The organism is Ralstonia sp. SET104 (assembly GCF_003851545.1).
Lineage (GTDB): Bacteria > Pseudomonadota > Gammaproteobacteria > Burkholderiales > Burkholderiaceae > Ralstonia.
The window spans coordinates 334,993-347,410 of the sequence record NZ_BHVX01000001.1 but is presented as its reverse complement, the minus strand read 5'-3'; the positions used below and the strand labels follow the sequence as shown (position 1 = coordinate 347,410).

Genomic DNA, 12,418 nt, shown 5'->3' with positions numbered 1-12,418 from the left:
GTTAACACCAACTGCACCGTCCCTTCGCTCGCCCTAGAATTCCTCTATTCATATAGATGACTAGAGCAATGCGCACGCTGTAGCGAAAACGGCACGCCGCTCATGTCACCCGGAGGAGACCGCATGTTCGGCTGGTTCAAAGAGATTTCAAAAGGGGAGAGGCGCACGTTCTGGGCCTGCTTTGGCGGCTGGGCGCTCGATGCGCTGGACGTGCAGATGTTCAGCCTCGTCATCCCGACCATCATCGCGGCGTGGCACATCGGCAAGGCCGAGGCCGGGCTGGTGTCGGGCGTCACGCTGGTGGCCTCCGCCTTGGGCGGCTGGATTGCCGGCGCGCTGACCGACCGCTTCGGCCGCGTGCGCACGCTGCAAATCACGGTGCTGTGGTTTTCGGTGGCGACGTTCGCGTCTGCCTTTGCGCAAAATTTCGAGCAATTCCTGGTGCTCAAGGCGATCCAGGGCTTCGGCTTTGGCGGGGAATGGGCAGCAGGCGCCGTGCTGATGGCCGAGAGCATCCGCGCCAGCCACCGCGGCAAGGCCATGGGCACCGTGCAAAGCGCGTGGGCCGTGGGCTGGGGCGCGGCGGTGCTGCTGTATGCGCTCACGTATTCGTTCATCGAACCCGATCTCGCTTGGCGCGTGATGTTTGCCGCGGGCCTGCTGCCGGCGCTGCTCATCATTTACATCCGGCGCGGTGTGCAAGAACCCGTGCCGGCCGCCAAGCCGGCAGCAAGTGCAGACGCAATGCCGATCTCGCGCTTCCCGCTGTTCGACATCTTCCGCCCGCAGGTGCTGCGCATGACGCTCATCGGCGGCCTGCTCGGCGTGGGCGCACACGGCGGCTACTACGCGCTGATGACGTGGCTGCCAACGTATCTGAAGACCGAGCGCCACCTGTCGGTGCTTGGCACGGGCGGCTACCTGGCGGTGATCATCTTTGCGTTCTGGTGCGGCTGCGTGGCCAGCGCGTGGCTGCTGGACGTGCTCGGCCGCCGCGGCAACATCCTGCTGTTCTCGTGCTGCTGCGTGGTGACGGTGCTGGTGTACCTGCTGGTGCCGCTGTCCGATGGCGCGATGCTGGTGCTGGGCTTTCCGCTGGGCTTCTTTGCGGCGGGCATTCCGGCCAGCATGGGTGCGCTGTTCAACGAGCTGTATCCGCAGGGCGTGCGCGGCACGGGCGTGGGCTTTTGCTACAACTTCGGCCGCGTGGTGTCTGCTGCGTTCCCGGTGCTGGTGGGCAAGATGAGCGCGTCCATGTCGCTGGGCACGGCCATCGGCATCGATGCGGCCGTCGCATACGCCATCGTCGCCGTGGCGGTGCTGATGCTGCCCGAGACACGCGGCCGCGACCTGGCTGCAGTCACTGTCTGAACACCCATAACCACATCATGACGACGCCCGCCATCCGTCGCCAACAGGAGACCCCATGCCCACTCGCCGCGCGTTCAACACCGGGTTGCTTGCCATGCTAGGTTCCACCGCCCTCGCCGGGTGCGCCGTCACTGGCAACAGCGACGTCACACACGAGTCTTCCACGCGCGTCACTGCCATTGACACGCATGCGCATGTTTTCGAGCGCGGCCTGCCGCTGGCCAACGCGCGCCGCTACGCACCCGCGTATGACGCACCGCTGTCGGCCTACCTTGCGCAGCTTGATGCGCATGGCGTGTCGCATGGCGTGTTGATCCAGCCGAGCTTCCTGGGTGTCGACAACAGCTACCTGCTGGCCGCGCTCAAGCAAGCGCCGCAGCGCCTGCGCGGCGTGGCCGTGATCGACCCGGCCGCGCCTGAGGCCCTGCTCACGCAGATGAACACCGAGGGCATCGTCGGCATCCGCCTGAACCTGATCGGCGCGGCAGACCCGCAGTTGAAATCGCCCGTGTGGCAAGCCGCGTTGGCGCGTCTGCATGCGCTCGGCTGGCATGTGGAATTGCATGTGGAGGCACGCCGCCTGCCGGCGTTGCTGCAACCGCTGCTGGAAGTGCAGGTGAACGTGGTGGTCGACCACTTCGGCCGCCCCGACCCCACACTCGGCGTGGACGACCCCGGCTTTGCCGCACTGCTCGCCGCGGGCCGCTCGCGCCGCGTGTGGGTGAAGATTTCCGGCGCTTACCGAAACGGCAAAGCCGGCTACAACGGCCGCGGCGAAGCCATCGCCCAGGCGGCCATGCCGCGCCTGAAAGATGCGCTCGGCCTGGACCGCCTCGTCTGGGGCAGCGATTGGCCGCACACGCAATTCGAATCGCAGATCAACTACGACAAGATGTGGGCCTTCGCCGATGTGCTGCTGCCCAACCCGGCAGACCGCAAGCAGGTGCTGGTCGACACGCCCGCGCAACTGTTCCGCTTCGTCTGAAGCTGCACGCGCAATACCCCAGAGCGCTGAGCGCGATACTCCCGAGGCGCTGAGCGCGAATTTCGCCGCGCGGGCCGCGCTCCTGCACTGGCTCTCCTCGCAAGCGCGCCGTGTGCTCGAACGATCGACGCGATGATGCTCAAGGCGAACTAATACGTTTTATCTAATCCATGAAGAAGCGCCGTTGCATAGCGGTTTTCTCTGGATTTCACTTAAATCATCAGAATGAAAAAGATATGATGACGGGCGCGTTTTCGGAAAGGGTGGTTGCCAGTACCCTGCAGGGTTGCCGGCGCCCATCAGCAGGCAGTTCTACGCGTCTTTCTGCCAGCCACCGTTCATGTATGCCCTTCTTCCTGCCTTCGCCTCGTCGCTGTTTCTGTTCTCCGGCATTTATGTCCTGAACACGCGCGGCCGCACCCGCGCCAGCTTGGCGTTCTTCTGCCTGGCCGTTCTCACCGCGTTGTGGCAAGGGCTCTGGGCGTTCCTGTTCCGGGCCAGCGATGTGCCGACCGCGCAACTGCTGGCCAAGGCTGGCTGGCTGGCGATCCTTCCGCTGCCGACCACGATCTATCACTTTGCCGTCGAGATGACCGAACGCTCGACGGAGCGTCGCTGGTTGCTGGCGTCTTACGCGCTGGCCGCGGTGCTGATGGTGCTGCTACTCACCAGCGACTGGGTGATTGCCGGTGTACGGCAGTTCGATTTCGGGTTTTATCCCAAAGCGGGGCCGCTGGAGGCCGTACACATCGCCCAGACCACCGTGCTGATCGTGCGCAGTCTCTGGTTGCTTTACGCCGAGCAACGGCACGCCACCGTAGAAAAACGCAAACGCCTGCAACTCTGCGTCTTTGGTGTGGCGTTGTACTCGTTGGCGGCATCCGACTACACCGTGAACTACGGCCTGGCACCGTATCCACCGGGCGTGATCTTTATTGTGTGCAGCCCGCTGTTGCTCGCTTGGGCGCTGGTCAAGCTCGACCTCATGCGGCCCTATGCGCTGGCCGCCGGTATCGCGCATGAACTGCGCACACCCTTGGCCACGATCCGCCTGCAGGCGACTGAAATGGCCCGCGTATGGCCCATCATCGCCAAGGGCTACCAGTTGGCAGTCAGCCATGGCCTATCTACGGAAACGCTGCCGCCAGCCACAATCCAGCGCATCAGCCGACTTGCCAGCGCCATCGATGCCGAAGTGAGCACCGCCCACACCGTGATCGACATGGCGCTGGCATCCATCACGCTGGACCGGCTCGACACGCGGCAGTTTGCCAGCCACAGCCTCTATGAATGCGTGGCCGAGGCCGTTGAACGCTACCCGTTCCAGCCTGGCGAGCGCACACGCCTGACGCTGGAGGCGTTTGATCCGGAGTGGCGCTTCCTCGGCTCCGAAACGCTGCTCATCTACGTGGTATTCAACCTCGTCAAGAACGCGCTGTATGCCATCGATACCGCCGGCCAGGGCGCGATCACCATCTCGGCCAGTTGGAGCGCAGAGCACTTTGTGATCGCCTTCCGGGATACGGGCTGCGGCATTGCCGCCAGTCATCAAAGCCGTATCTTCGATGCGTTTTTCTCCACCAAGCGCTACGGCAGCGGGCACGGCATGGGGCTGACGTTCTGCAGGCGCGTCATGGAATCTTTCGGCGGGCGCATCGAGTGCCAATCCACGGAAGGAGCGGGAGCGTGTTTCTCGCTCTACTTCCCCCGCCTGTCGGAGCGCTGACGGCCTTCGGCACGCACAGCACACGTGCCATCACTCCCCACCCGAGACACTGTGCAGCCCCGGCGCACCGTGATGAAAGCGAAGCGTATTGCGACCGCCGCGCTTGGCGTCATAGAGCGCGGCGTCGGCCCATTCGAACAGCACATCAAGACGCTCGTCAGCCGGTGTGAGCGTCACGACGCCGGCTGACAGGGTGACGTACGACGCCACGGTCGATGCCGCATGGGGTTGCTCGCGCTCGGCCATCGTTGCGACCACGTGGGCAACGGCGTGGCGCGCGTCGTCATGGTTCAGATCGAAGAGCATGGCGACAAATTCTTCGCCGCCCACGCGGGCAATGAAGTCATCGGGATGGCGGCACGCCATGCACAGTGTGTCGGCCACCATGCGCAGGCAATCGTCGCCCTGCAGATGGCCGTAGGTGTCGTTGTATTGCTTGAAGCAGTCGATATCGAACAGTGCCAGCGTGACGGGGCGACTGTCGCGGCGCGCGTGGTCGAGCAGGCGCTGGCCCTGCGTCTCGAAGAATCGGCGGTTGAACAGGTGCGTGAGCGCATCGCGGTTGACATCGTTCTCGAGCACGCTGAGCTTGGCCTGCGTGCGCTGCAACTCGCCGCGCAGGGCGTCCTGGGCGCTGGCCATGCCGGCGCGCTGCAACTGCTCGACCGTCACGTCGCGCAGCAGCAGGAAAACACCAGCGTGGCGGCCACGTGCGTCCGTCAATCCTTCAAGCGTCACCTCCAGCGTGCGGCCGGCGTCGGGCAGCCAGACCTGGTGCCGGTTTGACAGGCGCGTGCGCTCGAACTCGCGCAGGATGGCCGGCACGCCCAGCACTGGCGGCGGCCGTGCGTGCACCTGGGCATGCGGCAGCAGATAGCGCGCGGCGGTGTTCATGCTGGCGATGGAGCCATCGCGCGCCAGCACGATGCAGCCATCGCGCATGGCTTCGATGATCTTGCCGCGGGCATAGGCGGCGGTGTCGCGCAGGCGCGGGCGCAACACGATCCAGCCGAGCAGCGCGGTGCTTAGCGCAAACGTGGCGGGCGTCAGGTCGCCGCCCAGCGCGGTCGTCCAGCGCTGCAGGTAAGCGAGATGCGCCACCAGCGGCAACAGTTGCCCGATGACCAGCGCCAGCCGCACGTTCACCCTCGACGACACGTACAGCGAGAGCGCTACCTCGCCGGGCGGCAGCGTCAACAGAACAAGGCTGATGGCCAGCAACACATAGTTGTAAGCCGTGGCTACCCAGAAGATCGGCCCATGATCGAACACGGCGCGCCGCACGCCGTCGATGATGACGAACCGCGCATCGAGCCACACCAGGTGGTGCAACTCATTTGTGGCCACCAGCCCGACAAAGCCTGCGGCCACCAGCAGCGCGAACACCCAAGCCACACGAACAACGGGCAACGCGCTGAGTTCTGGCCGCGTGAGGCCGATCACCATGCGCAGCCACGCGGCGGGCACCATCATGATTCCGATGTAAGCAACCTTGGCCCACCCCACGCGCACGGGCATATCAAAGGTGACGACCTCCATGAGGCGCGCGCCGCTCCATAGCGCGGTGCCGAGCGCTAAGAACATGAAGGCGCAGACCTCGGTGTCATCGCGGCGCGGCCATGACAGGCCGATCAGCGCGATCGAAATGAGCGCAGCGCAGGCCAATGCGGCGATCAGCATGGTCGGCACGCCGTGCGCGCATGGCGATACCGGCAGAGGCGGTCGCCAGACGTTGGATTCACGGTCACTCCCCGCTTGTTTGTTGTTCTCACAGTGTATCGGGCACTGTTGTCGGGTGAGTGACTGCGTGGTGCGCATTCGATCACCTATTGCTTCCATCGGCAGCAAATGTAAAAACTGAAGGCCCAAGCGGCTTTGCGGGGCGCGGAGCCGCACGGTAGCGTCCTGGCCAACGCGTTCGGCAGGGCGGCCATGCCGGATTCCTGCCGTGCGGCGGCATTGAGGCATTGAGGCGTTATCCAAATGGTTACGCACCGACACCGGCACGCCGCAGAGCCACGGGCCAGAATGTCGACCTGACAGCGCTTTTTGTGCAGGTGCGAACGCGCCTTTGCGAATGCCGCGACCCGAGCCACGGCGCTATCTTGCGTTCACAAAACGTCGGTATCATCGGAACATGACTGATACCCGCGCCACCGCCCATCTCTATCCTGCGCACGACCTGGCCGTCTGCACCGACGCCAACACCGCAGTCGAGCGCATCACCGCCATCTACGAGCGCTCCGCGCAAGCGATTCGTGATCGCTTCCACGCCTTTGCGCGCGGTGAGGATTGCAGCGAAGACCTCTCCGCCTGCTACCCCTACCTCGGCATCACCGTCGACCCGAAAACGCTGGTGAGCGACGCGCGGCCGGCGTGGGGCACGGTGGCGTATCCGGGTGTGTACGGCACCACGCTCACGCGGCCGGACCTCTTCCGGGAGTACTACCGCGTGCAGATCGAGCGCCTGCTGCACTATCACAACAGCCCCGTGGTGGTGGGCGTGAGCAACCGGCCCATTCCGCTGCCGTTCGTGGTGGAAGCGTCCACCGTGGACATCACACCCGAACAGGCACGCGCACTGGGCGGTGCGTTCGCGCTGCCCGACCTCGCGCAGATCGACGACTCCATCGCCAATGGCACGTTCCGCCCGATTGGTGACGAGCCACAGCCGCTGTCGATGTTCACCGCCGAGCGTGTGGACCTCGCCCTCCAGCGCCTGTACCACTACACCGCCACGCACCCCAAGCACTTCCAGCGCTTCGTGCTGTTCACCAACTACCAGCGCTACGTCGATGAGTTTGCCGCGCTCGGCCGCAAGCTCATGGAAGACGGCAACGACGAGGGCTACATCCGCTTTGTCGAGCCCGGCGACACCGAACACGAACTCGGCACGCCAGCGCCCGACGACGCGCACCGCATCAAGGGCCTGCCGCAGATGCCGGCCTACCACTTGGTGCGTGAAGACCGCCTGGGCGTGACGCTGGTCAACATTGGCGTGGGCCCGTCCAACGCCAAGACCATCACCGACCACCTGGCCGTGCTGCGTCCGCACTGCTGGATGATGATCGGCCACTGCGGCGGCCTGCGCCGTTCGCAGCAACTGGGCGACTACGTGCTCGCCCACGCCTATGTGCGCGATGACCACGTGCTCGATCAGGATCTGCCGCCGTGGGTGCCCGTGCCACCCATCGCAGAAATCCAGGTGGCGCTGCAAGAAGCCGTGGCGCGCATCACCGGGCTCTCGGGTGCGGACATGAAATCACGCATGCGTACCGGCACGGTGGTCTCCACCGATGACCGCAACTGGGAACTGAAGTACCAGGCGCTGTACAGCCGCTTCAACCAGTCGCGTGCGATTGCCATCGACATGGAAAGCGCCACGATCGCCGCCAACGGCTTCCGCCTGCGCGTGCCGTACGGCACCCTGCTGTGCGTGTCGGACAAGCCGTTGCATGGCGAGCTCAAGCTGCGCGGCATGGCCAACCTGTTCTACCGCCAGCGCGTGAGCCAGCACTTGGACATCGGCATGGAGGCCGTGCGTCTGCTGCGCGAAAGCGGCGTTGAAGCGCTGCACTCGCGCAAGCTGCGCAGCTTTGACGAGCCCGCGTTCCGATAGCGCAGACGCGGCGGGACTCTGCCTTGCACATTGCGCAAATTGCAAAGCATCCCGAGAAAACGCTACTGGTCAAACGGGGCATGTGTGTCCAGACTGCTATCGAATGACATTGTTCGATCAACCGAGTCCACACATGCCCGCTCTGCGCAACACCCCTCAGATTTCCATTCTCCGCACCGCGCGCCGCGTGCTGGTACTGCTGCCCGCGCTGGTGCTGAGCACCACCGCGCTCGCCACTGCGGCTGAGCTCTCGGCGGCCGATGCAGAGCGCTACGCGCAGGCAACCTACCGCGAATACTTCGAACTCATCTCCTTGCCCAACGACGCCATTGCGCCGGAGGACGTGCGCAAGAATGCCGACTGGCTGGAGCAGGCGTTCCGCAAGCGCGGCTTCACGACCAAGCAGTTGGCGAACAATGGCAAGCCGATGCTCTATGCCGAGCTGCCATCCAGCAACACTGCTCCCGATGCCACGCGCAAGACAGTGCTGTTCTACATGCACCTGGACGGCCAGCCGGTGATTCCCGCGCAGTGGGCGCAGAAGAGCCCGTGGACGCCCGTGCTCAAGCACAAGACCGCACAGGGCAACTGGGAAGAGATCGACTCGGCGCAGCTCTTCAGCGGCCCGCTCGACCCGGAATGGCGCGTGTTCGGCCGCTCGTCCGCAGACGACAAGGGCCCGATCATGATGATGCTGGCGGCCATCGATGCGCTGAAGGCTGGCGGCACCCAACCGGCAGTCAACGTCAAGATCATCCTCGACAGCGAGGAAGAGAAAGGTTCGCCGTCGATCAGCAAGGTGATGCAGGCAAACCGCGAATTGCTGCGCTGCGATGCCATCGTCATCCACGATGGCCCCATGCATGCGAGCAACCTGCCAACGCTGATCTTCGGCAACCGCGGTGCGGCCGAAGCCAGGCTCACCGTCTATGGTGGCAAGGTGCCGCTGCACAGCGGGCACTACGGCAACTACGCCCGTAACCCAGCCCAGCAACTGGCCAACCTGCTGGCATCGATGAAGAACGATCAGGGCCGGGTGACCGTGCCGGGCTACTACGACCGCGTCAAGATCAGCGCGGCTGACCGCAAGATCATGGCCGCCGTGCCCGACGACCAGGCCGCGCTCAACAAGCGCCTGGGCATTGCGCATGCCGACAAGGTCGGCGCCAATTACCAGGAGGCGATGCAGTACCCGTCATTGAACGTGCGCGGCATGGCTTCCGCCGCCGTGGGCGACAAGGTGGCGAACATCGTGCCCGACAAGGCCGTTGCTGAACTCGACCTGCGAACCACGCCAGATTCCAGCGCGGCCTACCTCGGCAAGCTGATCGAGCAGCACATCGAACACCAGGGCTATCACCTTGTGAAAAACGCCCCGACGGAAGAAGAGCGCAGCCGCTACGACAAGCTCGCCACCTTCACGTATCAGAGCGAGGGCGCGGACGCGGCGGGCTCACCCATCGACTCGGCAGTAGGCACATGGGCCTACAAATCGTTGACCGACAGCTTTGGTGCCAACCCGGCGCCAGTCCGCATCCGCATGATGGGCGGGACCGTGCCCACCGCAGAAATCGTGGGTGTGCTGCAGGTGCCGTTCGCGATCATTCCGCTGGTAAATGCCGACAACAACCAGCATGCCGCCAACGAGAACCTGCGGATGGGCAACTACGTGAGCGGCGTGCGCACGATCCATAGCCTGCTGACGCACCCGCTTTGAGCGGCTAGCCAACTGCGCCTAAGCCGCGCGGAACAAGCCATGCAGGCCAAGCGGTGCTACGCCGTCCAGGCTTGCCATGGCGACCGGCCCGGCGCCGACGTTCTGCGCATCGAACGCCGTCAGTCTGGTGCAGCCGCCATCCGCATCGAACACCGTGCCGACCAGCCAGCCCTGGCCTTCGCGGGCGGTGGCCGAGGCCGGCACGAACACATGTTCCTCCACCAGCGTGCGGCGCCCAAAGCGGTACTGTTGCACCTGCCCGGAATCCGCATCAAAGCGCATGACGGTGTCGTAGCCAGGCAGGGCCTGTGGGCCGCCGCCACCCGCAGGCGGCGCGGTGTAGGCCACCATGAACAGCGTGCGATGACGCTGCGCCGTGCGGCGCGTGTCGATCTTTGGAAACTCGGCCACATGCCCGGTGCTGACCTGCTCGGCGCGGCCGGTGGGCAGGTTCAGGCGCACTTGCGCGAGGTGTGCACCGGGTGCGGGGCGAATCTGTCCGCGCATCAGTTCACGCAGCGATGTGGTGACGACGGTCGCGTCGTCCGAGCGGATGTAATCGAGATGGATTTCCTGCCCATCGGGCGACGACCACGCATTGCCCAGGTGAAACACGAAGCCCGCTGGCAACTGCAACCAGCGCATGCGGGTGATGTCGTTCTTGTCGAGCACCAGCACGCGCATGCCCAGCTCCGGCCGCCAGACATGCGAATCCAGGAACGACATGCCGGCATGCATGCGCTCCACGTCGTACACGAAGGGCGGCAGCAGAAACACCAGGTGCTGCTGCGTCACGGCAAAGTCATGCACCATCGCCACATCGGGCACCTTGACTGATTCCACACGCTTGAGCGCGCTGTCTGCGCCCACGCAATACACCGTCAGCAGACCTGCCGCGCTGCTCACGCCAAAGTTCCACAGCGTGCCGTCGGGCTCGACCTTGGGGTGGGCTGAGAACGGCATGCCCTTGTAGTCGTCGTGCCAGATCTGCACGCCACGCGTGCGCAGCGAATTCGGATCGACGCGCGTGGCTGAACCGCCCTCCCACAGGGCGAGCATCTCGTCGCCGTGCATGACGAGGCTGGTGTTGGCCGCGTTGATGCTGTCGGACGAAGTGACCGGCTCCATGTCGGGGCGGGCAGTGCCAAAGGTGGCGCGCAACGGCCGGCCGGCGGCGGTGTCGGCGACGAACTTATCAGTGCGCACGAACACGCCGCGGTGCGTGACGCCCTGCTCGCTGATGTCGTAACGCTGGATCAAGCCATCGCCATCGAATAGATGGTGATAACGCACGCCGCCAATCTCATGCCGTGCCGGGCCATTGCGGTAAAACGCACCGCGCAACGCGGGCGGGAATGCGCCCTCCACCTTGAGCGCGCGGCTCGGCATGTCGGCACTTACGCCCTGGTAGCCCGCCAGCCAGGGGTATTGCGCCCGTGCTGCTGCAAACCCCGCCGCCCATGGGTCGGGGGTGGCGGCCATCACGTCGCTCAATGTCAGATCAAACGGCGCGGCGCCCACAACCGCAAGAAAGGATCGGCGTTGCATGGCAGGCCCTCGCTCAATCATCAATGCAGGTGGATCGTCACGCGCTGGTCGCCCTGCACGTCGATGGCGGCGGCATCGAATTCGGGCGGGCCAAAGCGGCCGCGTGCATCACGGCTGAAACCGTAGGGCTCGATGGGAATGCCGGCCAGGTTGGCGCCGAGCTTGCCATCGTTATTAGCGTCATGAAACACCGACGGCGCGGATGGCGGGCGCAAACAGGCTCCCGTGAGCGATGAGCGGATCACAGCAACTGGACGGACGAGCCATACGTACTGACTAAAACGCCCGCTGCAGGGCGGGCGTTGTGTGGTGTGCAGTGCTAGTGCGTCAAGCTCGACAAACGGTGCTCGGCCAGCAGCACACTGGCGCTCAGGGCGAGCTGGGCAGAGATGAAGCCCTCGGGCATCTCAATGTCTTCCCAGTCGCACACGATACGGCCGGCGCGACAGACCTGGAAACGTGCTGTCCAACGATGATCGTCACGTTGCAGCGGATCAATGATGATGACGTGCGCTCCATGTGTCACTTCCTGAATCGGCATTGTGCTTTCCCCGTTTGTGATCTTTGGAGGTCCACCTTAGCAAAGGCCCGTGACACAAATCTGTCCGCCACTCACCTACAAATGGGGGAGGCCCCTACTCAGCCAACCAGCGGATCAGGTCGCGCAGATGAGCGCGTGCCGGGCAGCGGATGGTTATCGGGGCCGTAATACGTGAACACGGCGGAAAACTTCACCGCGCCCGTCTGATTGGCGCGCGCCGCATGGAAGGTGTTGCAATGGAATAGCAGCACGTCGCCGGGCAGCAGCGGCACGGGGCGCGCGGTGTCGATCAGCGCGCGGTTCTCGGGCAAATCCTGGCGCAGGAACAGCTTGGCGTCGAACCGGTCGGCGGGCAGGTCCAGCTTGTGGCTGGCCGGAATCACCCACAAGCAGCCGTTGTCGACCGTCTCTTCCACCAGCGCCAGCCACGATGACACCAACTCGTTACGCGCGAACGACCAGTAGCGGCTGTCGCGGTGCCAATGCGTGGCGGTGCCAAACGCGGGGTGCTTTGTCATTACGCAGTTGTGGTGCGCGAGCGAAAGATGCACGGGGGCGCCAATCAGTTGCGCGACAGCGCCAGCCACGCGTGCGTCGCGTGCCCATTCCGTGTAAGGCGTGCCGCGTGAATCGGCATCGAGCAGGCGGCGCACGGTCTGGCCGCCCTCGGCTTCGCGCGAGGTGGGTGCCCCTGCATAACCGACGTCGGTTTCCAGCTCCACGGGTGCCGCCGCACGGGCCAGCCCATCCTGCGCAGCCGCAAGCAGCGCTGCGCTCACCTGCTGACTGACGAAGCCGCGCAACACGACATAGCCGTGCGTGTTGAAGAAGGCTAGCTGCTCGTCGGAAAGCGGGTGTGCGTGGGTGGTGGTGGGAGCAGACGCAGACATGGCGAAAAGGGCGGAAACGGC

At 64.7% G+C, this 12,418-nt stretch carries 9 protein-coding genes and 1 pseudogene; 5 read left to right on the top strand and 5 right to left on the bottom strand.

Annotated features, from left to right (window positions below):
* Positions 1-123: 123 nt before the first annotated feature.
* The 3 genes from PSUB009319_RS01605 (at position 124) to PSUB009319_RS01595 (ending at position 4,082) form a co-directional block, all read left to right on the top strand.
* Positions 124-1,371 carry an MFS transporter gene (locus tag PSUB009319_RS01605; RefSeq protein WP_124380500.1) on the top strand — a complete coding sequence of 416 codons (1,248 nt, stop codon included), beginning with the start codon at positions 124-126 and terminating at the stop codon, positions 1,369-1,371.
* Between the two features lie 55 nt (positions 1,372-1,426).
* Positions 1,427-2,356, top strand: coding sequence for an amidohydrolase (locus PSUB009319_RS01600; RefSeq protein WP_124380499.1), 930 nt, complete (start codon positions 1,427-1,429; stop codon positions 2,354-2,356).
* A gap of 340 nt (positions 2,357-2,696) precedes the next feature.
* A complete protein-coding gene (locus tag PSUB009319_RS01595) occupies positions 2,697-4,082 on the top strand; it encodes a sensor histidine kinase (RefSeq protein WP_124380498.1) in 1,386 nt (461 codons plus the stop codon).
* 30 nt (positions 4,083-4,112) lie between these two features.
* On the opposite strand, the gene PSUB009319_RS01590 is transcribed toward PSUB009319_RS01595, so the two are convergent.
* Positions 4,113-5,762, bottom strand: a complete 1,650-nt coding sequence (locus PSUB009319_RS01590; protein WP_124380497.1) for a diguanylate cyclase — start codon at positions 5,760-5,762, stop codon at positions 4,113-4,115.
* A gap of 457 nt (positions 5,763-6,219) precedes the next feature.
* Here PSUB009319_RS01590 and PSUB009319_RS01585 point away from each other — a divergent pair, with 457 nt between their 5' ends.
* Positions 6,220-7,701, top strand: coding sequence for an AMP nucleosidase (locus tag PSUB009319_RS01585; protein ID WP_124380496.1), 1,482 nt, complete (start codon positions 6,220-6,222; stop codon positions 7,699-7,701).
* Positions 7,702-7,834: 133 nt separating this feature from the next.
* The gene (locus PSUB009319_RS01580) at positions 7,835-9,418 is read left to right on the top strand and encodes a M20/M25/M40 family metallo-hydrolase (protein WP_260392814.1); all 1,584 of its coding nucleotides are present in this window, start codon (positions 7,835-7,837) and stop codon (positions 9,416-9,418) included.
* A gap of 18 nt (positions 9,419-9,436) precedes the next feature.
* Here PSUB009319_RS01580 and PSUB009319_RS01575 read toward each other — a convergent pair whose 3' ends face one another.
* The 4 genes and pseudogenes from PSUB009319_RS01575 to PSUB009319_RS01560 all read right to left on the bottom strand — a co-directional run bounded on the left by PSUB009319_RS01575 (position 9,437) and on the right by PSUB009319_RS01560 (position 12,397).
* Entirely contained in the window at positions 9,437-10,966 is a 1,530-nt protein-coding gene (locus PSUB009319_RS01575; protein ID WP_124380495.1) for a carotenoid oxygenase family protein, read from the bottom strand.
* A 20-nt stretch (positions 10,967-10,986) separates the two neighbouring features.
* Positions 10,987-11,166, bottom strand: a pseudogene (locus PSUB009319_RS01570) (DUF2141 domain-containing protein); the annotation flags it as partial.
* A gap of 119 nt (positions 11,167-11,285) precedes the next feature.
* Entirely contained in the window at positions 11,286-11,507 is a 222-nt protein-coding gene (locus PSUB009319_RS01565; RefSeq protein WP_124380494.1) for a hypothetical protein, read from the bottom strand.
* A 98-nt stretch (positions 11,508-11,605) separates the two neighbouring features.
* Positions 11,606-12,397 (bottom strand): phytanoyl-CoA dioxygenase family protein, encoded by a 792-nt coding sequence (locus PSUB009319_RS01560; RefSeq protein ID WP_124380493.1) that lies wholly within the window; start codon positions 12,395-12,397, stop codon positions 11,606-11,608.
* Positions 12,398-12,418 lie beyond the last annotated feature (21 nt).